Source organism: Variovorax boronicumulans (assembly GCF_030812215.1).
Lineage (GTDB): Bacteria > Pseudomonadota > Gammaproteobacteria > Burkholderiales > Burkholderiaceae_C > Variovorax > Variovorax boronicumulans_C.
Map to the genome: position 1 here is coordinate 78162 of NZ_JAUSSG010000009.1, position 24716 is coordinate 102877.

A 24716-nucleotide genomic window follows, 5' to 3' on the forward strand; every position below is an offset into this window, starting at 1 on the left:
CCAAGGCGGGTCGAGCCTCCCCCTCGGGGGGTGGCGAATTGCACGGAGCGAAGCGAGTGAAAAGCCGGGGGGTCATTGTTCAGCGCCCTGCGGCCGCGGTGGCCAGTGCCGCGAGCGTGTCGTCGACGCGTGCCGGCTCGGTCGTCTTTACCTGCGCCTGCAGTTGCTGCAACAGCGTGGCGGCTGCCTGCGTACGGCGCGATGCGGGATCGAAATAGCGGTTGAGCGATGCGGTCACCTGGGCCAGTTCGGCGCGCGTGGCATCGACCTGGCGCGACAGCAGCGAGAGGCGCGCGTTGAGCAGCTTGAGCTTGAGGTTTTCGCGCAGGAAGTAGGTCTGCTCGGGCGCCAGAAGGATCGCCTCCGGGCTCTGGATGCGGCCGACGCGCACCAGCGAGCGGGCTTCGCCACGCACCGTGAGCAGCGCACGCCGCCACCAGGGTGCATCGGCCGGAATCGGTTCAGGCTGCCACGCGTTGACGCCCGTGCCGCGCACCGCGACGGCATTCAGCGTGGGCAGGTCGTCCACGTTGCGCATCAGCTCGTCGAGCTTTTGCAGCGCCTCGGCGCTGTCGACGCTGGAGTTGCTGCGCAGGCGGTCGGCGTCGCGCTGCATTGCGCGCTGCAGCGGCGCGAGCCGCGGCTGCGCGGCGCGCGAGATGCGCAGGTCGCCGGCCTTCAGTGCCGCCAGCAAGGGCTCGACGTTGCCGGTGACCTGGGCTTGTTGCAGCGCGAGGCGCACGGCCGACTCGATATCGACCACGAGGTTTTCATCGCGCGAGCGCGAGAGGCTCTGCATCAGCTCTTCGAGTTGCGAACGCTGCAGCGCGACTTCGGCCACGCGGGTTTCGATGAGCGCCACGCGGGCTGCGGCATCGCGCACCGTGTCGCTGGCCTGGCGCGCCAGCGTGCGCGCTTCCATCGACTGTGCGGTGGCTTCGGCGCTCTGGCGTGCCAGCTGCTCCTTCATGCCGCTGACCTTGTTCCACAGCGCGATGGTCATCACCAGTGCGACCAACGCCATGAGCGTGAGGAGGCCCAGACCGATGCGGGACAGCAGGGTTGCCGCGGCCGCCATGGCGGCGGGCGTCTGGTGCGGCGCCAACGTGGCGGGCACCGGCGCCGTTGCAGCAGCGGGAGAAGAAGGAGGAATGTCGTCGGACGGGGACGCGGCGCTCATGCCAACGATTCTATCGACGCGATCAACGCATCCCGAAGGGGTGTGCAGACACGCAACGCACCAAAACCCGCGGCCCGCGCGGCTTCGCCGATGCGTGCATGCGTGGCCACCGCGCTCGCGGCGTGCCAGTCGGTGCCGGGCATCGCACGCTGGAGATTGGCGATCGCTTCGGAGCTGCTGAAGAGCCAGATCGCACGGCCTTGCGCACCGTCCATAGCGAGCTGATGTTGTCTGACATCGAACAACGGAGGCAAGCGGCGATAGGCCACCACCGTGTCGCGACGTCCGTTCGCTGCATCGATCTCCTTGGCGAGCCAGTCGCGGCCGGCGGGCTGTCCTGCCTCATCGCCGCCTCGCACGATCAGCACACGCACACCAGCCGACACCTGCGCCTGCACGCGCTCCCAGAGCGCTTCGGAGTCGAAGCGCGTGGCCTCGGGCGACGGGGCATCGATGGCTTCGGGCGGCACGCCGGCGCGCAGCAGGGCACGCGTCGTGCCGGGCCCGGTGGCCCAGAAGCGGCGACCGGCCATTGCCTCGTCGGATGAATCCGCGTCCCTGTTCTGGAAGAAGTGCTCGACCGCCGTGGCGCTGACGAACATCAGTGCGGCGTAGTCTTCGATCCGCCGCCAGGCCGCCCGCAGCGGCTCGGCATCGCGGACCGGCTCGATGACGATCAATGGGAGCGCCACCGCCTCGAGGCCGGCAGCGCGCAGGTCGTCGACCCACTGCCCCGCCTCGCGCGCGGGCCGCGTGACGATGACGGGCCGCCCAGTCATCTGATGACCACGGATTTCAGTGGGCGCCTGCGACGCGCAGCAAAGCCGCGGCGTGTTCGCCGAGCGCGTCGGCGCGCGCGAAGTCGCTGGCGTCGGCCTGTGCGTGAACGCGAATGAGCGGCGTGTTGCCTTCAGGGTCGCCCCAGGCCGCATCGATGCGCAACGCGCCATCGGCCTGCCAGCGGGCGTGCGCCGCGAGCGGCATGGAGCAGCTGCCGCCCATCGCACGACTGACCGCGCGTTCGGCGGCGGTCGAGAGCCAGTCGCCGCGATGTGCGAGCGGCGCGAGCAGTTCGATCAAATCCTCGCGGTCGGCGCGTACCTCGATGCCCAGGGCGCCCTGCCCTGCGGCCGGCAGCATGTCGTCGGGTTCGAAGGCCACGCGGATGCGGTCCTCGAGGCCGAGGCGCTTCAGGCCCGCGGCCGCCAGGACGATCGCGTCGTACTGCCCTTCGTCGAGCTTGCGCAGCCGCGTGTCGAGGTTGCCGCGCAGCGGTTCGATGCGCACGTCGGGTCGCCTGGCCTTGAGCAGCACCACGCGGCGCAGGCTGGAGGTGCCGACCACCGCGCCGTGCGGCAGTTCGTCGAGCGAGGCATAGCGGGGGGAGACCAATGCGTCGCGCGGGTCTTCGCGCTCCAGCACGCAAGCCAGGACGAAGCCTTCGGGCAAGTCCATCGGCACATCTTTCAGCGAATGCACCGCGATGTCGGCGCGACCGTCTTCGATCGCGGTTTCGAGTTCCTTGACGAAGAGGCCCTTGCCGCCGACCTTGCTGAGGCTCTTGTCGAGGATCTGGTCGCCCCGGGTCGTCATGCCCAGGAGGCTGACCGTATGGCCTCGTTCTTGCAGAAGCGCTTGCACGTGTTCGGCTTGCCAAAGGGCCAACCGGCTTTCGCGCGTCGCGATCACGATATTGCTCAAGACCGCTCCCAAAAAGTACATGTTTTCAGACGCCGGAATGCTAGCATGTTGCGCCGCAGCAACGCAGGCGGCGCGTCCATTCAAGTCCCCAGGAACAACATCGAATGAAAGCCAGCAAGACCCCTGCCCCTCCCAAGCGCCGCCAGGCCGAAGACCAGCCACTGATCGACGACATCCGGCTGTTGGGCCGCATCCTCGGTGACGTGATCCGGGAGCAGGAAGGAGACGAGACCTATGCGTTGGTGGAAAAGATCCGCACCCTGTCCGTGGCCTTCCGTCGCGACGCAGACCAGGCGGCCGACCGTGCGCTCAAGAACCTGCTCAAGGGCCTGAGCGCCGCCGAAACGGTGCGCGTGATTCGCGCCTTCACCTACTTCAGCCACCTGGCCAACCTCGCGGAAGACCGCCACCAGATCCGCCGCCGCACCGAGGCCGATCGCGAAGGCGTGCTGGCCGACGGCGACCTGCAGACCGCCCTCGCGCGCATCCGCAAGGCCGGCGTGAAGCCCGACGAAATCGTCGCCTCGCTGGCTCACAGCTACGTGTCGCCGGTGCTCACTGCGCACCCGACCGAAGTGCAGCGCAAGAGCATCCTGGATGCCGAGCGCGCCATTGCCCTCTTGCTCACCACGCGCGACGAAATCAAGCTGCGCCAGAACGCCTATGCGGGTGGAAAAGACGCGCTCTCGCCCCTGGAGCTCGCCGAGAACGAAACACAGATGCGCACGCGCGTCACGCAGATCTGGCAGACGCGCCTCCTGCGCTTCTCCAAGCTCACCGTGGCCGATGAAATCGAGAACGCGCTGAGCTACTACGAAGCCACGTTCCTGCGCGAAATCCCGCGCGTCTACGCCGACCTCGAGAAGGCGCTGACGCAGGGCGGCCACACGCCGTCGGTCGCGCCGTTCCTGCGCATGGGCCAGTGGATCGGCGGCGATCGCGACGGCAACCCGAACGTCACTGCCGAAACGCTCGAGTACGCGCTCGGCCGGCAGGCCGAACTGGCGCTGCGCTACTACCTCACCGAGGTGCACTACCTGGGCGGCGAGCTTTCGCTCTCGGCCACGCTGGTGGATGTGTCGGTCGAGATGCAGTCGCTCGCCGAGCGCTCCCCCGACACCAGCGAGCACCGCAAGGACGAGCCCTACCGCCGCGCGCTCACCGGCGTGTATGCGCGCCTGGCGGCGACGCTGCGCGAGCTCACCGGCGGCGAGGCCGCGCGCCATGCGGTCGCACCGCAGAACCCGTACCGCAGCGCCGAAGAATTCCTGGCCGATCTGCGCACGGTGGAAGAGTCGCTCGGCGAAAAGCACGGCAGCGTGCTCGCCGCGCCTCGGCTGCGTCCGCTGATCCGCGCGGTCGAGGTGTTCGGCTTCCACCTCGCCACGGTCGATCTGCGCCAGAGCTCCGACAAGCACGAGGCGGTCATCGCCGAGCTGCTCGCCACCGCGCGCATCGAGCCGTCGTACGCCTCGCTCGCCGAAGAGGCCAAGCAAACGCTGCTGCTCAAGCTGCTGGACGACGCGCGCCCGCTGCGCGTGCCAGATGCCGATTACTCGCCGCTCGCAAAGAGCGAACTGGCCATCTTCGCCGCCGCCCGCACCGCGCGCGCGCGCTACGGCACCGCAGCCATCCGCCACTACATCATCAGCCACACCGAAACGGTGAGCGACCTGCTCGAAGCGCTGCTGCTGCAAAAGGAAGTGGGCCTGCTGCGCGGTGCGATGGCCACCAACGCGGTCTGCGACCTGATCGTCGTGCCGCTGTTCGAAACCATCGAAGACCTGCGCAATGCCGCGCCCATCGTGCGCGCCTTCTATGCGCTGCCGAACATCCAGGCGCTCATCGAGCGCTCGGGCGCCGAGCAGGACGTGATGCTCGGCTACAGCGACAGCAACAAGGACGGCGGCATCTTCACCAGCAACTGGGAGCTGTACCGCGCAGGCATCGCGTTGGTGTCGCTGTTCGACGAACTCAACAAGAAGAAGGCCAACCCCATTCGCCTGCGCATGTTCCACGGCCGAGGGGGCACGGTGGGACGCGGCGGCGGCCCGAGCTACCAGGCGATCCTTGCGCAGCCGCCCGGCACGGTGCGCGGCCAGATCCGACTCACGGAGCAGGGCGAAGTCATCGGCTCGAAGTACGCCAACCGCGAGATCGGCCGGCGCAACCTCGAGACGCTGGTGGCCGCCACGCTGGAGGCCACGCTGCTGCCGCAGGGCAAGTCGGCGCCCTCCACCTTCCTTTCGGCTGCGAGTGAGCTCTCGGCCGCCAGCATGGCCGCGTACCGCAAGCTGGTGTACGAGACCCCCGGCTTCGGCGACTACTTCTTCGGCTCCACGCCGATCCGCGAGATCGCCGAACTCAACATCGGCTCGCGCCCCGCATCGCGCAACCCGAGCCACAAGATCGACGACCTGCGCGCGGTGCCGTGGAGCTTCAGCTGGGGCCAGTGCCGCCTCACGATTCCGGGCTGGTTCGGCTTCGGCTCGGGCGTGGAGCAGTTCCTCGCCTCGGCCGGCAACGCCGCGGGCAAGAAGGAACGCGTGGCGCTGCTGCAGCGCATGTACGCGCAGTGGCCGTTCTTTCGCACGCTGCTGTCGAACATGGACATGGTGCTCGCCAAGAGCGACCTCGCGCTGGCCTCGCGCTACGCCGAACTCGTGACCGACCGCAAGCTGCGCCAGAAGGTGTTCTCGATGATCGATGCCGAATGGCACCGCACCTCGGATGCGCTCACGCTCATCACCGGCGCGAAGCAGCGGCTCGAAGGCAATGCGGAGATGCAGCGTTCGGTGCGCCATCGCTTCCCTTATATCGATCCGCTGCATCACCTGCAGGTCGAACTCATGCGGCGCTACCGCGCGGGCGATGGCGGCGAGCGGTTGCAGCGCGGGATTCACATCTCGATCAACGGGGTGGCTGCGGGGCTGCGCAACACGGGCTGATCAGGGCTTCGGCCACCAACAACCGGGAAGAGGGCGCCTTGTGCGCCCTCTCCTACGTGAACAGTCGCCAATGAGGAACCCGTAAGGTCATTTAATAGCGTACGGTCGGGAACGTTCACAGTTCTCGCAATCGCGCGGCAGCTCGAAGTCGTTTCACAGGAGCCCGTTGCAATGTCCGTCCCGCAGTCCCTCACCCATTCGCAAGTCGATTTCGTCAACGACGATTTCGAAGCCCTGGCCTCCCACATGCGCCATTGCGCACGTGCCCACGGCCGATGGTTCTCGGTGCGAAGCCACATGCAGCGTGTGCGCGCACTCGCTGCGGGCCGCATCGTCACGATGGCCTGCGTGGCCGTGGTCCTCGGCATCGGTCTCTTTGCGATCGCTTGAGCGCCGCAGCCGTCGCCGACCGCCTCCAGGGGCTCAGTCACTACGCCCGGACGCTTCTGCTGGGTCCGCATGACCCGGTAGCCCCCCCGATCCGCGCCGAACTCTTCGGCGCCCAACGTTTCGAGCAACACGGCCACAGTCTCGCGCGCGCGCAGGTGGTGGAAGACGACCGCCGCCGCGCGGGCGAAGCCGCACCCTTCTTTCCGCGCGTGGACGAGAACCTGGAGTCGCTGCGCGCCGCCTTCGACTACATCGCGCTGATCTCGCAAAGCGGACGCTACGTGTCGCCGGCCGCCGAATGGCTGCTCGACAACTTCCACCTCGTCGAGGCGCAGCTCCAGCAGATCCACGACGGCGTGCCGCGCAGCTATTACGCGCGCCTGCCCAAGCTGGCCACGCCGCCGCTCGCGGGCCTGCCGCGCGTGTACGGCATCGCGTGGGCGTACGTGGCGCACACCGACAGCGTGCTCAACAAGACGCTGTTCACCGCCTTCCTCAACGCGTACCAGGACATCGACGAACTCACGCTCGGTGAACTCTGGGCGCTGCCCACCACGCTGCGCGTCGTTCTGCTCGAGAACCTGCGCCGCGTGGCCGAGAGCATTGCCGAGAACAAGGTCGCGCGCGAGATCGCGCATGCCGCCTGGGATGCCGCGCCGCATCTCTCGGCACAAGACCTCGACGTGCTCTACCGCGCCCTGCAGAGCCACGGCCTGCAGGACAACTACCTCACCCAGCTCTGGCAGCGCCTGCCCGTGGAGCACGGCGAGAACATGCCCGCGCTCGTGCGCTGGACCGAGCAGCACTGCCCCAACGGCCCGGCGCTGATCAACGACGCGCAGAACGCGCAGGCCGCGGCCAACCTCACGGTCGGCAACATCATCACCACGCTGCGCATGATCGGCCAGGTCGAGTGGAGCGACCTGATCGAGCCCGTGAGCCGTTCGCTGCGCGTGCTGCGCGAATTGCCGAGCTTTGCGAACGAGAGCGAAAGCACGCGCCAGCAGATCACGCATGCGATGGAGCGGGTGGCGCGCGACACCGAACAACCCGAGCGCGAGGTGGCCGAGGCCGTGGTGCGCATGGCCGCAAGCGCGCCGGCCGACGATGCCGCTGCGGAAACCGACCGCGCGGACGGCACCGCGGGCTACTACCTTTTCGGCCAGGGCAGGCCGGCGCTGATCGCCGCGCTGCAGTCCGATGGGCAGGCGGGCCGCATCGGCCGTGCGGTTCCCGTTCGGTCCGCGCGCAGCCATCGCAGCTGGCGCCTGCCGGCTTATCTTTTTTTTGTTGCCGCGGGCACCGCATTGCTGCTCTTCGCCGTGGCGCACGGCCTCGTGCATCGCGGCGACTGGACCACCGTGGCCGCGCTCGTGCTGCTCGCATGGCCGCTCTCCGAAGCCGTGATCGCGCTGGCGCAACGGATCATGGCGGAGTCGGTGCGGGTGCAGGCGCTGCCGCGGCTGGACTTTGCGGCCGGCATTCCCGAGCGGCACCGCGCGCTCGTCGTCATTCCCACGCTGCTGACCTCGGCCGCGAACAACGCGCAACTCGCCCACCGGCTCGAGCTGCACTGGCTCGCCAACCGCGAGCAGCACGCGCAGTTCGCCCTCCTCACTGACTGGGCCGACGCCCGCGAAGCCTCGCTGCCCGAAGACGCACCACTGCTCGACGATGCCGTCCAGCGCATCGCCGCGCTCAACGCGAAATACCCCACGGCCGACGGCGCGGCGCCCCGCTTCCTCGTGCTGCACCGCCCGCGCACCTGGAGCGACACCGAAGAGCGCTGGATGGGCTGGGAGCGCAAGCGCGGCAAGCTGGAGATGCTGATGCGCCTGCTGGCGACCGGCGATGCCGGAGGCTTCCTGCCGCTTGCGCCGGGCCAGCAATTGGCAGCGGGCCGCACACCTTATGTGCTGACGCTCGACAGCGACACGGGCCTGCCGCCCGGCGCCCTGCGCGACCTGGTGTCGATCGCCGCCCACCCGCTCAACGCGCCGGAGGTGGATGCGCACAGCCGCCGCGTGGTCGCGGGCTTCGGCATCCTGCAGCCGCGCATCGTCACGCCGTTTCCGATGCGCAACGAGCGCTCGCCCTTCCACTGGATGTTCGCCGGCCAGTGCGGGCTCGACCCGTACGGCAGCGGCGCCTCCGACATCTACCAGGACGTGTTCGGCAGCGGCTCCTTCACCGGCAAGGGCCTCCTGAACGTGCGCGCGGTGCACGCCACGCTGGACCAGCGCATCCCCGACAGCGCGGTGCTCAGCCACGACCTGCTCGAAGGCACGGTCGCGCGCTGCGCGATGGTGAGCGACGTGGTGCTGGTCGAAGACCACCCGCACCACGCCGGGGTCGCCGCCTCGCGCGTGCATCGCTGGGTGCGCGGCGACTGGCAGCTATTGCCGCTGATGTGGCGCGCCCGGCGCTTCGGCATCGACGCGCTCGGCCTCTGGAAGATGGGCGACAACCTGCGCCGCTCGCAGGTCGTGCCCGCCTCTTTCGCACTGCTGGTGCTGGTGATCTTCACGCAGGCGATGCCGCTCGGCTGGGCACTGGCCGCCGTCGGCGCGGCGCTCACGCTCGGGCCGCTGCTTGGCGCGCTCGCCGGGTTGGTGCCGACGCGGCGCGCCATCGAGCTGCGTCACTTCTTCGATGTCGGTGCCGTCGAATTGCTGCGCGCGATGTCCGGTGCAGCCTGGCAGTTCGTGCAGCTCGCGGCGCAGACGCGGCTGCTGATCGACGCGGCGCTCCTCGCGACGTGGCGGCTGGTGGTCAGCCGCAAGCACCTGCTGCAGTGGACCACCGCGGCACAGGCGCAGGCGCAGTCCAGCCAGCAGTTGCTGCCGTTCCTTCGCAGCGGCGCTTTCAGCAGTGCGGTATGCCTCGCGCTCGCGGTGGCGGCGCACTGGAGCGCATACCCGGTGATCGGCCCGCTGCTGTTCGTCGTCTGGGCGCTCGCGCCCGTCGCCGCGTGGTGGAGCAGCCGCGTCGATGCCGAGGTGCCCGATCCGCTGGACGCCGGACAGCGCGCCTACCTCGAGAAACTCGCGCACGACACATGGCTTTTCTTCGAACATGTGGTCGGCCCCGACGACAACCACCTGCCGCCCGACAACCTGCAGCTAGAGCCGCAGCCCACCATCGCCCACCGCACTTCGCCGACCAACATCGGCATGTACCTGCTGGCGGCGTGCTGCGCACGCGAGTTCCGCTGGATCGACACGGCGGCACTGCTCGCCCGCATCGGCGCCACGCTCGACACCGTCGACCGCATGCAGAAGCACCAGGGCCACCTGTTCAACTGGTACGACACGCAGACGCTCAAGCCGCTGCCGCCGGACTATGTTTCCAGCGTGGACAGCGGCAACTTCGCGGGCCACCTCGTGGCGGTGGCACAGGCCTGCCGCACCTTTTCCGCGGAGGGCTGCGAAAGCCACGAGGCGCCCGCACTCGAAGCGCTCGCGCAACGCTGCGACGCGCTGCACGCGGACATGGATTTCAGCGGCCTCTACGACGCCAAGCGCCACCTCTTCCACATCGGCCTGCGCGTCGAGGAGAACGTGCTCGACGCGAGCTACTACGACCTGCTGGCCTCCGAGTCGCGCCTCTTGAGCTTCCTGGCGATTGCCAAGGGCGATGTGCCGCGGCGCCACTGGATGGCGCTGGGCCGGCCGTTCCTGCTGGTGGGTTTCGAGCCCAGCCTGAAGTCATGGTCGGGCTCGATGTTCGAGTACCTGATGCCCGCGCTGGTGATGTCCGAGCCCGAAGACGGCCTGCTGCAGGTGGCCAACACCGCAGCCATCGCCGAGCAGCAGGCTTTCGGCCGTGCGCAGAACCTCCCATGGGGCGTTTCGGAATCGGCCTACTTCGCGCAGGACCACTCGCTCGCCTACCAGTACTCGCCCTTCGGCGTACCGCGCCTGGCGCTTCGGCGCACGCCGCCCACCGACCGCGTGGTGGCGCCCTACGCCAGCGTGATGGCCGCGGTGCTCGCGCCGGCAGCGGCGGTGAGCAATCTCGAACGGCTCGAAGCGCTCGGTGCGCGCGGCGAGTTCGGCTTTCACGACGCAGTCGACTTCACCACCACGCGCCAGGCCGAGGGGCAGGAGTTCACTGTCGTGCGCAACTTCATGGCACACCACCAGGGCATGTCGCTGGTGGCGCTGTGCAACGTGCTGTGCGCCGACGGACCACGCCGCTGGTTCGGCAGCGCGGCGCTGGTGCAGGCGCACGAGTCACTGCTGCACGAGCGCACGCCGCGGCAGATCATCGGCAGCGCCGATCCGCGCACGCCACCCGAGCCGAGCCAGACCGAGCTGGCGCCGCTGTTCCAGCCGCGCCTGGTCGATCCGATGGCCGCCGGCTTCCAGCCCACGCACCTGTTGTCGAACGGCCGCTACACGGTCGCGCTGCGCGCCAACGGCGCGGGCGTGAGCCGCTGGCGTTCGTTCAACGTGACGCGCTGGCGCGACGACCCGCTGCGCGACAGCCACGGCACCTTCTTCTACATCCGTGATGAAGGACAGGAAAGCCAGCGCGAGCTCACATCCCTCACCGCCCTGCCCGCGCCCGGCGCCGACTGGCTCTACCGCACCCGCTTCCTGGCCGACCAGGTGCAGTTCGATGCGGCCGGCCCCGGCCTGCAGGTGCGCACCACGGTGCTCATCAGCCCCGAGGACGACACCGAGCTGCGCAACATCACGCTGCACAACTCGGGCGACGAGACGCGCACGCTCGAGCTCATCTCGTACTTCGAGCCGGTGCTCTCGAACCCCAAGGCCGACGAGGCGCATCCGGCCTTCGCCAACCTGTTCGTCGAATCGCGCTGGGAACCCGCATGGCGCGCGCTCCTGATGTCGCGCAAGCCCCGGCTGCATGGCGACCCGGTGGTGGCCGCCGCGCACTTCGTCGCCTCGGTCGATGCGCACGTGCTCTCGATCGACTGCATGACCGACCGGCGCGCCTTCATCGGCCGCAACCGCTCGCTCGCGAGCCCCGCGCTCGATGCGCAGCCGCTGCACATCAACGGCACGCCGGTGAACGGCCTGGACCCGATCGCCTGCCTGCGCGTGCGCCTGTCGATCGCGCCCGGCGCCACCGCGCGCCTGAGTTTCGCGACCGCCGCCGACGAAAGCATCGAGGCGCTGATGCCCAGCATCGACCGCTACCTGCAGCCCATGCACGTGGAGCGCGCCACGCGCATGGCCGCCACGCTGGCGCAGGTGCGGCTGCGCGACCTGAGCATCGCGCCGGCGCAGAACCTCGCGCTGCAGGACCTCACGACCATCCTCACCTACACCACGCCCCGCGTGATGAAGGACCGCGGGCTCATCGACTTGAGGCAGATCTGGCGCTTCGGCATCTCGGGCGACAAGCCCATCGTGCTGGTCTACATCCATTCGATGAACGGCATGGGCCTCATCAACACGCTGCTGCGCGCGCAGCCGTGGTGGGGCTTCGGCGGCGTGGCCTGCGACCTGGTGGTGCTCAACAGCGAGCCCAACTCCTACCTGATGCCGCTGCAGCGCGAGATCGAGACTTTGCGCACACGCGTGCAGCAGCAGACCCAGAACAGCTTTCCGCGCAACGACACGGCCGGGTTCTACCTGCTGCGCGACCACGAGGTGGCGCCTTCGGAAAAGGCCGCGCTCTCCAGCCTTGCGCGCGTGGTGTTCACCGCCGACGGCCGCGCGCTCGAAGTGCAGGTGGCCGCGTTGCACGAAGCGCGCAGCCCCACGATTGCCGACGACAGCAGCGCGCCGGTGCCGCAGCGCACGCCGCTCTTGATGCGCTCGGCCGCCGCCCAGTCGGCCCAGCCCGCGACAACGCCGCTGACGGCGCCCACCGGCCGCTTCGATGCCGAGAGCGGCGAGTTCCGCTTCGATGTCGACATGGACAACCGCACGCCGCGCCCCTGGGTCAACGTGATCGCCAATGCCAACTTCGGCTTCCAGGTGTCCGAGTGGGGCACCGGCTTCACCTGGGCCGGCAACAGCCGCATGCACCAGGTCACGCCGTGGTCGAACGACCCGGTGCAGGACCCTGCCTTCGAGCACTACCTGCTGCAGGACCTGGCCACGCGCGAACTGCTGCCGCTCACGCCGGCCGGCCAAGGGGCCAGTGGCGCCGAAGACGTGCGCCACCGCGTGCGGCACGGCCAGGGCTACTCGGTCTTCGAATGCCGGCTGCGCAACCTGACGCTCAAGACCACCTTCTTCGCGGACCGCGACGATGCCGTCAAGCTGGTCCACGTGCGCGTGCACAACGAGGGCGCGGGCCAGCGGCGCCTGCGCGCGCTCGGCATGGTGGAGTGGCAGATGGGTGCGGCGCGCGGCGAGCGGCGCACCGTGCATTGCTGGAAACCGGAAGATCAACCCGCAGTGTTCGGCCAGCAGCGCGAATCGGGCGGGGGCTTCGGCGGCAGCACGGCTTTTCTGCTGCTTGCCGGTCTGTCCGGGACCACGCAATGGACCTGCGACCGCAACGAGTTCTTCGCAGGGCACGGCATCGTCGAGGTGCCCGAGACGCTCGCGCGGCGTGCGGGCAGCGGGCTCGATGCCTGCGCGGCCATCGGCGGCGAGTTTGTCGTCGGTGCCGGCGAGACCGCCACCTTCACCTTCGTGCTGGGCCACGCCGACAACGCCGACGCGGCGCTCGAACTCGCCCGCCGCTGGCGGCAGCGCGACGTGCCCGAGGCGCTCGCGCAGGCGCGCGGCTTCTGGAACGAGTTGCTCGGCCGCCTCGCCGTGCGCACGCCCGATCCGCTCTTCGACGCGATGGTCAACCGCTGGCTCATCTATCAGACGCTGGCCTGCCGGCTCTGGTCGAAGGCCGGCTTCTACCAGGCGGGCGGCGCCTTCGGCTTCCGCGACCAGTTGCAGGACGCGATGGCTTTCGCGCTCACCGATCCGGCACGGCTGCGGGAGCAGATCCTCGTCAACGCCGCGCGCCAGTTCCCCGAGGGCGACGTGCAGCACTGGTGGCACATGCCTGGCGGCGCCGGCGTGCGCACGCATTTCTCGGACGACCTGCTGTGGCTGCCGTTCGCGACGGCGCACTACGTCGAGGTGACCGGCGATGCCTCGCTGCTCGATCAGGTGGTCGGCTTCATCGAAGGCCCCGCCATCCCCGATGGCGCCGAAGACGCCTACTACGCGCCGCAGAACAACGGCCGCACGGCCACCGTGTTCGATCACGGCGCACGCGCCATCGACCGCAGCTTGAAGACCGGCGTGCACGGCCTGCCGTTGATGGGCACCGGCGACTGGAACGACGGCATGAACCGCGTGGGCCACGAAGGCCGCGGCGAATCGGTGTGGCTCGCGTGGTTCTTGTGCAGCGTGGTCGAGCGCTACGCGCCGATCGCCGAAGCGCGCGGCGAGCACGAGCGGGCGGCGCGCTGGACCGAAGCGCGCCGCGGCTGGATCGCCGCGCTGCACGACGCGGGCTGGGACGGCGCATGGTTCCGCCGCGCCTTCTTCGACAACGGCGCGCCGCTGGGCTCATCGACCAACGACGAGTGCCGCATCGACCTGATCGCGCAGGCGTGGTCGGTGCTCTCGGGCGCATCGGACGCGGCGCACACCGGCCCGGCGATGGCCGCCGTCAAGAAGCACCTGCACGACGAGCCGGCCGGCCTGCTTCGCCTGCTGACGCCGCCCTTCGCGCACTCGACCAACAATCCGGGCTACATCCAGGCGTATCCGCCGGGCGTGCGCGAGAACGGCGGGCAGTACTCGCACGGCGCGGTGTGGGCGCTGATGGCGCAGGCGCTGCAGGGCGACCATGAAGCGGCGTGGCAGAGCTTCGAGGGGCTGAGCCCGGCGCACCGCGCGGCGCACGCGGAACGCGGGCCGGCCTACGAGCTGGAGCCCTATGTGATGGCGGGCGATATCTACGGCGCTGCGCCGTATGTGGGCCGGGGCGGCTGGAGTTGGTACACCGGCTCGGCCGCGTGGCTGCACCGCGCATCGGTCGAAACACTGCTGGGGCTGAGCGTGAAGGGCAGGCAGCTTTCGCTGACGCCGCACGTGCCCGCGCACTGGCCGGGCTTCGAGATCGCGCTGCGACTCGGCGAGCGCAGCCTCACGCTGCAATGGGGCGCGCCCGAGGCCGCCGCGGCGCCGACGCACCATGCGGCGGTGGGCGAATGGATCGACTGGCAGGCGCTGCCGGCGGATGCGGTGCTGCGGGTGGGTTAAGGTCCGCGGGCCCCATCCCCCGCACATCCAATGACCAAGATCCAGTTCCGCCGCAAGCTCATCGTCATCATCCTGCTGTGCGTGGCGGTCACCGGCGCGGTGGTGCGGCACTACGCGGAGCGCGGCACGACCACCCGCGACATCGCCACGCTGCTGATGGTGCTGTGGGTGCCGATCATCGGCAACGTGATCGCGTGGCTCATCGGCAAGCTGCCGCGGCGCGCGCCCCGTCCGGTGCAGGCCGAGCCCGCCACCTTCGATGCGCTGGGTGCGTTCACGCCGCACCTGCTTGCGAACATCACGCTGCGCCCGACGGCGCTGCCGGTGCACGACGTGCCGCTTGCCGCGGGCGAATACCGCTGCGCGCTGGTGATCGACAACCAAGGTTTTTCCGCGCGATGGTTCGTGCCACAAGGCGAAGTGCTGGAGCGCGGGAAGGCGCATTCGCTCGACATCGAGTTCCTGACGCCGGATCTTGCGAAGCCACGCTTTCCGCAGGGTGCGGACTTTCGTGTACTGGTCGGCGATTCGTTCATTGCCGACGGCCGGGTGCTGCCACCTCGATAGCGAACGGAGGTGGTGGCGATAGCCGCCACGGGGAGCGGCCCCGCAGCCACAGGGTTGCAAAAAGGGCCGATTGTTCGCCCACGGGAAACTGACTACTGCCGCAAGGCCCCTTTGTCGCAAGGGCTTGCGCTCCCACACTCCCCGGACTCCCGCAACAAGCATCGGCACGCGCTTGGCCGATGCGCTCCAGGACCCCTCTCCATGATGAATGCACCCAGCAGCAACCCCTGCATCGACGACCTGTCGTCGCCGCCCGGACTGGTCAAGACGACCCGCTCCGCCTGGCTCGCGGTCGGCTCGATTGCCGTCGGCACCTTCGCGATGGTCTCGACCGAGTTCATGCCCATCGGGCTCCTCACCGACATCGCGCGCGGCCTGAACGTGTCCGACGGCACGGCCGGCCTGATGGTCACGATGCCCGGCGTGCTCGCCGCCTTCGCCGGACCGGCACTGATCGTCGCGTCGGGCAAGCTCGACCGGCGCACCGTGCTGATCGCGCTCACCACCTTGCTGATCGCCTCGAACCTGCTCGCGGCCTTCGCACCCAACTTCGCCACCATGCTCGTCGCGCGCCTGCTGCTCGGCCTGTGCGTGGGCGGCTTCTGGACCTTTGCACCGGCCGCCGCCACGCAGCTGGTGCCCGACGCCTCGAAGGCGCGCGCCATGTCGCTGGTGCTGGCCGGCGTGTCGGCCGCCACCGTGCTCGGCGTGCCCGCAGGCTCGTTCCTCGGCACGCTCTTCGGGTGGCGCGCCTCGTTCGCGGTGACCGGCGCGCTGGCCGCCTTCGTGCTGGTGGTGCAGCTGTGGCTGCTGCCCGCGATTCCGCCGGTGCGCGCCATCGGCGCACGCGACCTGCTCACGCCGCTCACGCGCCGCATGGCACAGGTCGGCCTGCTCGCGGTGCTGTTCTTCATCGCCGGCCACTTCGCGGCCTACACCTACCTGAAGCCGCTGCTGCAGCAGGTGTTCGGCCTGGAGCCCAACGCGGTGTCGACGCTGCTGCTGGTCTACGGCGCGGTCGGCTTCATCGGCACCTTCGTCGGCGGCAGCCTGGTGGCGCGCAGCGTGCGCGGCACCACCTTGCTGGCGGCGCTGATGCTGGCGACGGCGCTCTTGCTGTCCACCATGATCGGCAGCGGCTTCGTGCCTGGCGCGGTGGTGGTCTTCATCTGGGGCGTGGCCTTCGGCCTGATTCCGGTGGCGCTCACCGGCTGGATGATGGAAGCCGTGCCCGACGCGCCCGAAGCCGGCCAGGCGCTGCTCGTGAGCGGCTTCCAGGTGGCGATCGCCTCGGGCGCCCTCATCGGCGGCCTCACGGTCGACAACTTCGGCATCTCCAGCGCAATGGTGCTCAGCGGCGGGCTGGTGCTGATCGCCGCGTTGATCGTCGGCACGCTGGGCCGGGTGCGCGGCGGGCCGGTGCTGGCTACCCTGCCCGAGTAACCGCTCCCGCCTTCTTGCCTGCCGCCGCGATCGCATCGAGCACCACGCGCAGGGCCCTGTTCACCGGCTTGTCGCGCCGGACGACGACGGCCAGCGTGCGGTGCATGCGCGGTGCGAGGCGGCTGATCTTCAGGTCGGGGTGGGCGCCGCGGCCCGCCATCGCCATGCGCGGCACGATGCCGTAGCCCAGCCCCGCGGCCACCATCTCCTTCATCGCTTCGACGCTGCCCAGCTCCATCACGGGCTGCGGCTGCAGGCCTTCGGTGGCGAACCAGCGGTCGACCAGCTTGCGCGTGTTGGCCGCAGGCTCGAAGAGCACCAGCGGCAAGCCGCCCAGGTCGCCGGGAGTGACCCGCGCCTTCAGCGGCGCGAGGTCGCTGCGGCCGATGGCGACGAACTCGTCGTCGAGCACCGGCGTCACGCTCAACGAGCGGCCGGCGGCGGGCAGCGTGACCAGTGCCAGATCGATGCTGTTCTCCTCGACCCGGCGCACCTGGTCTTCGGTGTTGCCGGTGCTCACCACGATGCCGAGCGCCGGGAATTCCTCGCGCAACGCGCGCAGCACGGCCGGCAGGAAATGCAGGCACGCCGTGGCGCCGGTGCCCAGGCGCACGCGGCCCGTGACGCCGCTCGCGTGGTCGGCCAGGGCGTCGATGGCGTTGTCCACCGCGGTCTCGATGTGCTGTGCATGGCGCAGCAGCTCCATGCCGGCCGGCGTGGCTCGCGCGCGCTTGCCGACCCGTTCGATCAACCGCACCGCGAGCCTGCGCTCCAGCTGGCGCACCTGCAGGCTGATGGCCGGCTGTGTGAGGCCGAGCCGGTCGGCCGCGGCCGAAAAGCTGCCGGTTTCGATGACCAGACCGAAGGACTTGAGCTGGTCGAGGTTCAGCGTCTTTTCCAAAGTATTCCTTATGACCTGCATAGGCAGACCAAGCTTCACTTATTGATGGTGGAACGTCAAGATCGGCGGCATGCACTCACCGCCCCTTGTTTCCTCCGTCCTTGAAATCCTCGATGCCGAGCCGCACCACATGGCCTCGGTGCAGGCCATCTACAGCCACTACGTGCAGCACGACCTGTGCTCCTTCGAGGAAGAAGTGCCCAGCGTCGAAGAGATGCAGGCGCGCCGTACCGAGGTGCTGCGGCGCGGCCTTCCCTACCTCGTTGCGCTGAAGGGCGGCGAAGTGGTGGGCTATGCCTATGCAAGCCCCTATCGCGCCCGTTCCGCCTACCGCCATACGGTGGAAGACTCGATCTACGTCGCGCATGGCATGCACGGCCACGGCATCGGCAAGGCATTGCTGCGGGCAGTGATCGCGCGCTGCACCGAGGGCGGCTTCACGCAGATGGTGGCGGTGGTCGGCAACAGCGCGAACACCGGTTCGCAGCGCCTGCACGAAAGCCTCGGTTTCGAGACGGTCGGCGTGCTGCGCAGCGTCGGCTTCAAGTTCGGGCAGTGGGTCGACACAGTGCTGATGCAGCGTGCATTGCGCTGAAGCCGCACCCCGGCGCGGCTGGCTCGCACTGCTGTGCACGAGCCGGCTGCTGCAGGCGATGATCGTCACGGCCTATTCCGGCGTGCTGCCTTTCGTGATGGCCGACTGGCACATGACGGCCGCCGAGGCCGGCTCGATCCAGAGCGCCTGGCATGTGGGCTACATGAGTTCGCTGTTCGCCGTGGGCCTCCTGGCCGACCGCTACGGCCCGCATCGCGTCTTCTTCGCCGGCAGTGCGGTCAGCGCGGTTGCGGCCCTGGCCTTTGCGGCCTTCGCGCACGACCATCTCTCCGCGATGCTGCTCTACGGCCTGGCGGGCTTGTGCGCGGGCGCGTCGTACACGCCGGGGCTGCAACTGCTCGCCCGCAACACCGAGCCAGCGGTGCGCGGCAAGGCGATGGGGCTGTTCCTCGGCGCATCGTCGATGGGCTATGCCTTGTCGCTCGCGGTGGCGGCGGGTTTCAGCCATGCGCAGGGCTGGCGGCTGGGGTTGCTGGCGGCCGCAGGCTGCACGGCCGCGGGCGCGCTGCTGACGATCCCCGCGCTGCGCCGCATGCGCCCACCCACACCACCCGCCCCCGCGGGCACGGTGCGAGAAGGAACCTGGCACGCGTTGAAAGAAACCGTGCGCGACAAGCCCGCGATGGCCGGCAACTGGGCCTACGCCTTCCACTGCTGGGAGCTGATGGCCCTGTGGGCCTGGCTGCCCGCCTACCTCGTGGCGTCGGCAGGCGGCGCGTCGCCGTGGCAGGGTGCGGGCATCGCACTGGCGGCGTTCGCGCACCTGGTCAGCGTGCTCGGCAGCATTGCCGGCGGCGCGGCATCGGACCGCTTCGGCCGCGCGCGGATCATGATGGCCGCCACGCTCGCGAGCCTCTGCATGTCGTTCGCGTTCGGCTGGATGTGGACCTGGCCGCTGTGGCTGCTCGCCGCGATGGCCGCCCTCTACAACCTGCTCGCGATCGCGGACTCGTCGGTCTACTCCACGGCACTGGCCGACGTGGTGGCGCCGCATCGCCTCGGCGTGGCGTACTCGGTGCGCTCGGTGATGGGTTTCGGCGCGGGCGCGCTGAGCCCCTGGGTGTTCGGCCTTGTGCTCGACTGGGGGCAAACGCGCTTCGGCTTGGGCAGCACCTGCGGCTGGGCCGCGGCATGGAGCTCGGTCGGGCTGGGCGCATTGCTCGGCCCGCTGATGATCGCGCGCTTCGGTCGGCTGGAGCGCGCCCGGCGGGCTCAGCCGGCCTCGTCTTCCGACCACTCCGGGCTGTAGCCGCCGAGCGTCGGGTGGTACATCTCGTCGCCCGAGTGCTGGGTGAACTCGACATTGAGCCGGTCTTCGCGCAGGCCCAGTATCGCGATGCAATCGCGGCACAGGGCCTTCGCGACTTCGAGCCGCAACTCGGCGGAGCGGCCGCGCCGGATGTCGCACATGAGCACCGACACCTCGGTGGCCTCGCCGTCCACCATGCGCCAGACGCCGCCCTCGCCCACCTCGCGGATCGCGACGCTGATGCGGCGGATATCGACGCTCATCAATTGCGCATAGGTTTCGCAGAGTTGGCGCGCGAGGCGCTTCTTGTCGGCCACTTCATGGCGGCCGTTCACGTCGAGTTGGAGGTAAGGCATGCCGGACACCTTACGGAAAATCGATTCCATCGGTTGCGTCGCAGGCATTCAGGTTTTTATTTGCCACCGAAAGGCCATCCCCGGTCTAATACGGGCCATGGCCAAGAGACGAAGCCTCAAATCAGACACCTGCCCGATGGCGCGCTCGCTCGACATCGTCGGCGACCAGTGGTCGCTGCTCATCATCCGCGATGCGTTCGACGGCATGAAGCGATTCGGCGAATTCCAGCAGAGCCTGGGCGTGGCGAAGAACATCCTCGCGGACCGGCTGAAGAACCTGGTGCAGGAAGGCGTGCTCGCACTCGCGCCCGCATCGGACGGCACGATGTACCAGGAATACGTTCTCACCCCCAAGGGCAACGGCCTCTTCCCCGTGGTGGTGGGCCTCAGGCACTGGGGCGAGCAGCACCTCTACGGCAAGGGCGAGGCGCACTCGGTGCTGCTCGAGCGCGACAGCGGCAAGCCGGTGCGCAGGCTCGACCTGCGCACGCACGACGGCAAGCCGCTCGATGCGGCCGCCACGTTCGTGAAGAAGCTGCCGGCGAAAAAAGCGGTGCGCGGCAAGGCGCAGCCGGACTGAGCGCCCCTGCTCGCCGGGCTACTCGCCCAGCAGTTCGCCGATGGGCTGCAGGTCTTCCACCCGGTCGCAGATCGACTTGATCACCATCGTGATCGGAATGCCCAGCAGCAACCCCCAGATGCCCCAGAGCCAGCCCCAGAAGATCACGCCCACGAATACCGCCACCGGGTTCATGCGGCTGGTGCGGCTGGTGAGCCAGGGCATCAGCAGGTTGCCGATGACCGTGTGGATGGCCAGCGACACGCCCCCCACCAAGACGCCCATCTGCAGGCTGTTGAATTGCAAAAAGGCCACGAGCCCCGCGGCCACCAGCACGATCACCGAGCCGATGTAGGGAATGAGGTTGGTCACCGCCGCGATGATTCCCCACACGGCCGCGTTCTCCACGCCGATGACCCAGAACGCGAGGCCGGTCGCCACCCCCACCACCACGCTCACCAGGATCTGCACCAGCAGGTAGCGCTCGATGTTGCGGGTGATGTCGTCCAGCACATGCACCGTGACCTTCTTCTTCTGCAGGCTCGATCCGGTGATCTTGATGAGCTTTCGCCGGAAGGTGTCGCCCGAGCACAGCGCGAAGTAGGTGAGAAAGGCCACCAGCGTGAGCTGCCCCAGCGCGCTCAGCAGGCCGACCGTGCCGCTGAGCAGGTAGTCGCGCACGTTGAAGCCGGGCCGCTCGATGATGACGCGGGCCACGCCGCGCCGCGAGGCGACGCGCGCGGAGTTCTCCTCGGCGGCTTTCTCCAGTTGCGCGGCGGCCTGCTGCACGCTTTCGAGCGGCGTGGCGCTGGCGCCCTTGTCGCGGCGCATCGCCTGCCCGAGCTTCTGCGCGGCGACCGGCAGCGAATCGACCAGTTGCGATGCGTTGCCCGAGAGCGAATAGCCCGTCCAGCCGATGCCGCCGAACAGGCCCACGAGGATGATCGCGGCGCCGATCCAGCGCGGCAGGCGCCAGCGGTGCAGCATCTCGACCAGCGGCGACAGCGCGTAGGTCAGCAAGAGGCTCAGCATCAGCGGAATGAACACCGCCTGGCCCCACTGCAGCGCGAAGACGCTGGCCAGCACGGCGAGCACCACGAGCGAGGCGCTGCGCACGTCGACCGGCATGTGCAGCAAGAGGCGCCGGCGCTGGGCGGCGGCGGGCTCTTCAGGTGCGGGGGTGGCTGCGGATTCAGGCGCAGGCGCGGCAGGGGAAGGCGTCGCGAGGGCCTCGACGGCCGGAGGTTCCGGGGTGGGCTGCGGCGCCTCCGCAGCCGGCGGTTTGTCGGGCGCGGGTGGCTTGTGTTGGTCGGTCATCGCGTTTCCTTGAGCACCTCGCGCACGGCGGCGAGTTGGCGCCGCGACACCGCGACGGGTTCGGGAATCGCATCGAGCCTCAAGGCCCAGCCTTCGGCGTCTTCGCCGTCGTCGTATTTCTCGAGCGCGCGGATGGCCGAGCGGGCCACCAGCGCATTGCGGTGCACCCGCAGGAAGCGGTTCGGATAGCGCTCCTCGAACTCGTTGAGCGAGCCATCGAGGATGTGGCTGCGGGTGGCGGTACGCACGGTGAGGTACTTGTATTCGGACTTGAGGTACAGCACTTCGGAAAGCGGCACGCGCTCGGCGCGGCCGCGGTCCTGGATCAGCACGGTCTCGGGCACCGCCTCGGCCTGCAGCGCGCGGCGCTCCTTCAGGAAGCGCTCGGCTTTCAGCAGCGCCTGCTGCAGCCGCTCGGCGCGCACCGGCTTGGTCAGGTAGTCGACCGCGTCGAGCTCGAAGGCGGTGACCGCGTGCGTGGCGTGCGCCGTGACGAAAACCACCGCCGGTGCCTCGGGGTTGCTGCGCAGCGCGCGCGCCACCTCGATGCCGTCGACGCCGGGCATGTGCACGTCGAGCAGCACCAGGTCGAGCGCCATCGTGGCCAGGTGCTGCTGCGCCTCCGCGCCCTGCGAGGCCTCGGCCACCACTTCTGCGGCGGGCGTGGTGCAGTTGCGCAGCAGGGCGCGCAGGCGGGAACGGGCCAAGGCTTCGTCGTCGACGATCAGGGTCTTGAGGGTCATGATGATTCAGCGGGAATCGCGATGCGTACCCGGTAGTTTTTCTGGTCCATGCCGGCGCTGAACTGCATCTGCATGTCGTGCAGCAGCCGCAGCCGGTCGCGCACATTCGCCAGCGCAATGCCGTGGCCGCGCGGCAGCGGCTCGTCGGCCCAGCGCAGCGGCGGCAGGCTGTTGACCACCTCGATCACCACCATGCCGCCGCGCCGCTCGGTGCGGATGCGCAGCTTGGCGCCCTCGGGACTGGGCTCCACGCCGTGCTTGATGGCGTTCTCGACCAGCGGCTGCAAAAGCAGCGGCGGCAGGCGCGCATTGCTGGCGGCGGCATCGAGGTCCCAGCGGATGCGCAGCCGGTCGCCGAAGCGCACCTGCTCGATGGCCAGGTAGCGCTCGGCCAGCGCGATCTCGTCGGCCAGCGTGCCCGATTCGCCCGGGTCGGCCAGCGCTTGGCGGAACAGCTCGGCCAGGTCTTCCAGCATGGTCTCGGCCTTGGCGGGCTCCTCGCGCACGAGGGCGATGGCGCTGTTGAGCGTGTTGAAGAGAAAGTGGGGGCGGATGCGCGACTGCAGTTCTTCGAGACGGGCCGTGGTGGCGGCGGGCGTCTGGCCGCGCGCGCGCAGGGCCATGGCGGTCATCACGAGGCCTGCGAACAGCGCGCCGGCCAGCCCGCTGGCCAGCCACGGCGCATTGGCGAGCACGCCGGTCAGGCGCAGGAGGCCGCAGCCATAGAGCGATGCGAGCGCGCCCAGCACGGCGCCAGCCGCGTACTGCCACTGGCGCGGCAGGCGCCGCAGCTGCTTCTTGAGCCCGCAGGCGGCGACCAGCCACAGCAGGGTTGCGGGCAACGCGCCGCCGGTGACGGTGGCCGTCTGCACCAGCCATTCGCCGGGCGTGGAGACCACGAAGAGCGCCGCGATGGCCACCACCACCTCGACGAACACCACGGTGCGCAGCACCACGCCGATCTGGCAGGCATCGAACAGCGAAGGCCCGCCGCGCAGGGGCGCGCGAACCCTTTCCGACGGCGTCGGGGGCGTGGAGCCAGAGGTGGCCGATAAAATCGCCGGGTTGCGCATCGCGGACATCACAGATACATCGGGTGACCAACCCATTATTGCCTCCTGGACGGCTCCCATGACCCAAAACCAACTCGACAAGAAATCCGAAGCCTGGTCGGCCCTTTTCTCCGAACCGATGAGCGACCTGGTGAAGCGCTACACCTCCAGCGTCTTCTTCGACAAGCGCCTCTGGCAGGCCGACATCGAAGGCTCCCTCGCCCATGCCGGCATGCTCGCCGCCCAGGGGATCATCCAGAAGCAGGACCACGCCGAAATCGAACGTGGGATGGCGCAGATCCGCAGCGAGATCGAATCGGGCGCCTTCGAGTGGAAGCTCGACCTGGAAGATGTGCACCTGAACATCGAGGCGCGCCTGACCCAGCTCGTGGGCGACGCCGGCAAGCGCCTGCACACCGGCCGCAGCCGCAACGACCAGGTCGCCACCGACGTGCGCCTCTGGCTGCGCGGCGAAATCGACCTCATCGGCGACCTGCTCACCGAGCTGCAGAAGGCGCTGGTGGACATCGCCGAGAAGAACGTCGATGTGATCCTCCCCGGCTTCACCCACCTGCAGGTGGCCCAGCCGGTGAGCTTCGGCCACCACATGCTGGCGTACGTGGAAATGTTCAGCCGCGATGCCGAGCGCATGGGCGAGGTGCGCAAGCGCGTGAACCGCCTGCCGCTGGGCGCCGCCGCCCTCGCCGGCACCAGCTACCCGCTCGACCGCGAACTGGTCGCCAAGACCCTCAACATGGACGGCGTGTGCCAGAACAGCCTGGACGCCGTGAGCGACCGCGACTTCGCGATCGAATTCACCGCCGCGGCGAGCCTGTGCATGGTGCACATCAGCCGCATGAGCGAAGAGCTCATTCTGTGGATGAGCCAGAACTTCGGCTTCATCCAGATCGCCGACCGCTTCACGACCGGCAGTTCGATCATGCCGCAGAAGAAGAACCCCGACGTGCCCGAGCTGGCCCGCGGCAAGACCGGCCGCGTGGTCGGCCACCTGATGGCGCTCATCACGCTCATGAAGGGCCAGCCGCTCGCCTACAACAAGGACAACCAGGAAGACAAGGAGCCGCTGTTCGACACCGTCGACACGCTCAAGGACACCCTGCGCATCTTTGCCGAGATGATCGGCGGCATCACCGTGAAGCCCGAGGCGATGGAAGCCGCGGCCCTGCGCGGCTACGCCACCGCCACCGACCTGGCCGACTACCTCGTGAAGAAGGGCCTGCCCTTCCGCGATGCGCACGAAACCGTGGCGCATGCAGTGAAGGCAGCGACGTCGCACAAGGTCGACCTGGCCGAGCTGCCGCTGGCTGTGCTGCAGCAGTTCAACCCGAACATCGAGAAGGACGTGTACGACGTGCTGAGCCTGCGCGGTTCGCTGAACGCACGCAACATCCTCGGCGGCACCGCGCCTGCGCAGGTGAAGGCGCAGATCGCGCGCCACCGCAAGCGCCTGGGCTGATCGCAGCACCGCATCG

Annotated in this window: 17 protein-coding genes; 9 read left to right on the forward strand and 8 right to left on the reverse strand. The window is 69.1% G+C overall.

Annotated features, from left to right (window positions below):
- Nucleotides 1–79 precede the first annotated feature (79 nt).
- From J2W23_RS22990 to hemC, 3 genes are read right to left on the reverse strand one after another with little or no spacing between them, the layout of a single operon-like run.
- On the reverse strand, nt 80–1180 hold the full coding sequence (locus tag J2W23_RS22990) for a uroporphyrinogen-III C-methyltransferase (protein WP_176661425.1): 1101 nt from the start codon (nt 1178–1180) through the stop codon (nt 80–82).
- Nucleotides 1177–1959, reverse strand: coding sequence for a uroporphyrinogen-III synthase (locus J2W23_RS22995; protein ID WP_307650382.1), 783 nt, complete (start codon nt 1957–1959; stop codon nt 1177–1179). Before J2W23_RS22995 ends, J2W23_RS22990 begins: the two co-directional genes overlap by 4 nt.
- Before the next feature lie 16 nt (nt 1960–1975).
- A complete protein-coding gene (gene hemC / locus J2W23_RS23000) occupies nt 1976–2902 on the reverse strand; it encodes a hydroxymethylbilane synthase (RefSeq protein WP_307650383.1) in 927 nt (308 codons plus the stop codon).
- An 83-nt stretch (nt 2903–2985) separates the two neighbouring features.
- On the opposite strand from hemC, the gene ppc reads away from it, so the two are divergent.
- The 5 genes from ppc (at nt 2986) to J2W23_RS23025 (ending at nt 16430) form a co-directional block, all read left to right on the forward strand.
- Entirely contained in the window at nt 2986–5829 is a 2844-nt protein-coding gene (gene ppc / locus J2W23_RS23005; RefSeq protein ID WP_307650384.1) for a phosphoenolpyruvate carboxylase, read from the forward strand.
- A gap of 171 nt (nt 5830–6000) precedes the next feature.
- Entirely contained in the window at nt 6001–6219 is a 219-nt protein-coding gene (locus J2W23_RS23010) for a hypothetical protein (protein WP_176661429.1), read from the forward strand.
- Nucleotides 6216–14420 (forward strand): GH36-type glycosyl hydrolase domain-containing protein, encoded by an 8205-nt coding sequence (locus J2W23_RS23015; RefSeq protein WP_307650385.1) that lies wholly within the window; start codon nt 6216–6218, stop codon nt 14418–14420. The genes J2W23_RS23010 and J2W23_RS23015 overlap by 4 nt, the downstream gene beginning before the upstream one ends.
- A 30-nt stretch (nt 14421–14450) precedes the next feature.
- Complete coding sequence (locus J2W23_RS23020) at nt 14451–14987, forward strand: hypothetical protein (protein ID WP_307650386.1); 537 nt, start codon at nt 14451–14453, stop codon at nt 14985–14987.
- Nucleotides 14988–15188: 201 nt separating this feature from the next.
- Nucleotides 15189–16430: an MFS transporter gene (locus J2W23_RS23025; protein ID WP_176661432.1), complete on the forward strand. Its 1242-nt coding sequence runs from the start codon at nt 15189–15191 to the stop codon at nt 16428–16430.
- On the opposite strand, the gene J2W23_RS23030 is transcribed toward J2W23_RS23025, so the two are convergent.
- Nucleotides 16414–17352 (reverse strand): LysR family transcriptional regulator, encoded by a 939-nt coding sequence (locus tag J2W23_RS23030; protein WP_307650388.1) that lies wholly within the window; start codon nt 17350–17352, stop codon nt 16414–16416. The genes J2W23_RS23025 and J2W23_RS23030 overlap by 17 nt on opposite strands.
- Before the next feature lie 49 nt (nt 17353–17401).
- Between J2W23_RS23030 and J2W23_RS23035 the strand changes: the two genes are divergently transcribed.
- Together J2W23_RS23035 and J2W23_RS23040 are read left to right on the forward strand one after the other, a co-directional pair.
- The gene (locus J2W23_RS23035; protein ID WP_307650389.1) at nt 17402–17926 is read left to right on the forward strand and encodes a GNAT family N-acetyltransferase; all 525 of its coding nucleotides are present in this window, start codon (nt 17402–17404) and stop codon (nt 17924–17926) included.
- On the forward strand, nt 17913–19196 hold the full coding sequence (locus J2W23_RS23040; protein ID WP_307650390.1) for an MFS transporter: 1284 nt from the start codon (nt 17913–17915) through the stop codon (nt 19194–19196). The genes J2W23_RS23035 and J2W23_RS23040 overlap by 14 nt, the downstream gene beginning before the upstream one ends.
- Here J2W23_RS23040 and J2W23_RS23045 read toward each other — a convergent pair.
- Entirely contained in the window at nt 19160–19552 is a 393-nt protein-coding gene (locus J2W23_RS23045) for a tautomerase family protein (protein ID WP_176661435.1), read from the reverse strand. The two genes, J2W23_RS23040 and J2W23_RS23045, sit on opposite strands and share 37 nt — an antisense overlap.
- 97 nt (nt 19553–19649) lie before the next feature.
- On the opposite strand from J2W23_RS23045, the gene J2W23_RS23050 reads away from it, so the two are divergent.
- The gene (locus tag J2W23_RS23050) at nt 19650–20132 is read left to right on the forward strand and encodes a winged helix-turn-helix transcriptional regulator (protein ID WP_307650391.1); all 483 of its coding nucleotides are present in this window, start codon (nt 19650–19652) and stop codon (nt 20130–20132) included.
- A gap of 18 nt (nt 20133–20150) precedes the next feature.
- On the opposite strand, the gene J2W23_RS23055 is transcribed toward J2W23_RS23050, so the two are convergent.
- The 3 genes from J2W23_RS23055 to J2W23_RS23065 are packed head-to-tail and all read right to left on the reverse strand — an operon-like array spanning nt 20151 to nt 23244.
- Entirely contained in the window at nt 20151–21428 is a 1278-nt protein-coding gene (locus J2W23_RS23055) for an AI-2E family transporter (RefSeq protein ID WP_307650392.1), read from the reverse strand.
- Entirely contained in the window at nt 21425–22171 is a 747-nt protein-coding gene (locus J2W23_RS23060) for a LytR/AlgR family response regulator transcription factor (protein WP_307650393.1), read from the reverse strand. The genes J2W23_RS23055 and J2W23_RS23060 overlap by 4 nt, the downstream gene beginning before the upstream one ends.
- Nucleotides 22168–23244: a sensor histidine kinase gene (locus tag J2W23_RS23065; RefSeq protein WP_373423978.1), complete on the reverse strand. Its 1077-nt coding sequence runs from the start codon at nt 23242–23244 to the stop codon at nt 22168–22170. Before J2W23_RS23065 ends, J2W23_RS23060 begins: the two co-directional genes overlap by 4 nt.
- Before the next feature lie 58 nt (nt 23245–23302).
- Here J2W23_RS23065 and argH point away from each other — a divergent pair, with 58 nt between their 5' ends.
- Nucleotides 23303–24700: an argininosuccinate lyase gene (gene argH, locus J2W23_RS23070; protein ID WP_307650395.1), complete on the forward strand. Its 1398-nt coding sequence runs from the start codon at nt 23303–23305 to the stop codon at nt 24698–24700.
- The last annotated feature ends 16 nt before the right edge of the window (nt 24701–24716 follow it).

What these genes read in the sequence shown, in the direction of transcription:
- J2W23_RS22990 (WP_176661425.1), bottom strand. Translation starts at nt 1,180, where the DNA reads ATGAGCGCCGCGTCCCCGTCCGACGACATTCCTCCTTCTTCTCCCGCT.
- J2W23_RS22995 (WP_307650382.1), bottom strand. Translation starts at nt 1,959, where the DNA reads ATGACTGGGCGGCCCGTCATCGTCACGCGGCCCGCGCGCGAGGCGGGG.
- hemC (WP_307650383.1), bottom strand. Translation starts at nt 2,902, where the DNA reads ATGTACTTTTTGGGAGCGGTCTTGAGCAATATCGTGATCGCGACGCGC.
- ppc (WP_307650384.1), top strand. Translation starts at nt 2,986, where the DNA reads ATGAAAGCCAGCAAGACCCCTGCCCCTCCCAAGCGCCGCCAGGCCGAA.
- J2W23_RS23010 (WP_176661429.1), top strand. Translation starts at nt 6,001, where the DNA reads ATGTCCGTCCCGCAGTCCCTCACCCATTCGCAAGTCGATTTCGTCAAC.
- J2W23_RS23020 (WP_307650386.1), top strand. Translation starts at nt 14,451, where the DNA reads ATGACCAAGATCCAGTTCCGCCGCAAGCTCATCGTCATCATCCTGCTG.
- J2W23_RS23025 (WP_176661432.1), top strand. Translation starts at nt 15,189, where the DNA reads ATGATGAATGCACCCAGCAGCAACCCCTGCATCGACGACCTGTCGTCG.
- J2W23_RS23030 (WP_307650388.1), bottom strand. Translation starts at nt 17,352, where the DNA reads ATGCAGGTCATAAGGAATACTTTGGAAAAGACGCTGAACCTCGACCAG.
- J2W23_RS23035 (WP_307650389.1), top strand. Translation starts at nt 17,402, where the DNA reads ATGCACTCACCGCCCCTTGTTTCCTCCGTCCTTGAAATCCTCGATGCC.
- J2W23_RS23045 (WP_176661435.1), bottom strand. Translation starts at nt 19,552, where the DNA reads ATGCCTTACCTCCAACTCGACGTGAACGGCCGCCATGAAGTGGCCGAC.
- J2W23_RS23050 (WP_307650391.1), top strand. Translation starts at nt 19,650, where the DNA reads ATGGCCAAGAGACGAAGCCTCAAATCAGACACCTGCCCGATGGCGCGC.
- J2W23_RS23055 (WP_307650392.1), bottom strand. Translation starts at nt 21,428, where the DNA reads ATGACCGACCAACACAAGCCACCCGCGCCCGACAAACCGCCGGCTGCG.
- J2W23_RS23060 (WP_307650393.1), bottom strand. Translation starts at nt 22,171, where the DNA reads ATGACCCTCAAGACCCTGATCGTCGACGACGAAGCCTTGGCCCGTTCC.
- J2W23_RS23065 (WP_373423978.1), bottom strand. Translation starts at nt 23,244, where the DNA reads ATGCGCAACCCGGCGATTTTATCGGCCACCTCTGGCTCCACGCCCCCG.
- argH (WP_307650395.1), top strand. Translation starts at nt 23,303, where the DNA reads ATGACCCAAAACCAACTCGACAAGAAATCCGAAGCCTGGTCGGCCCTT.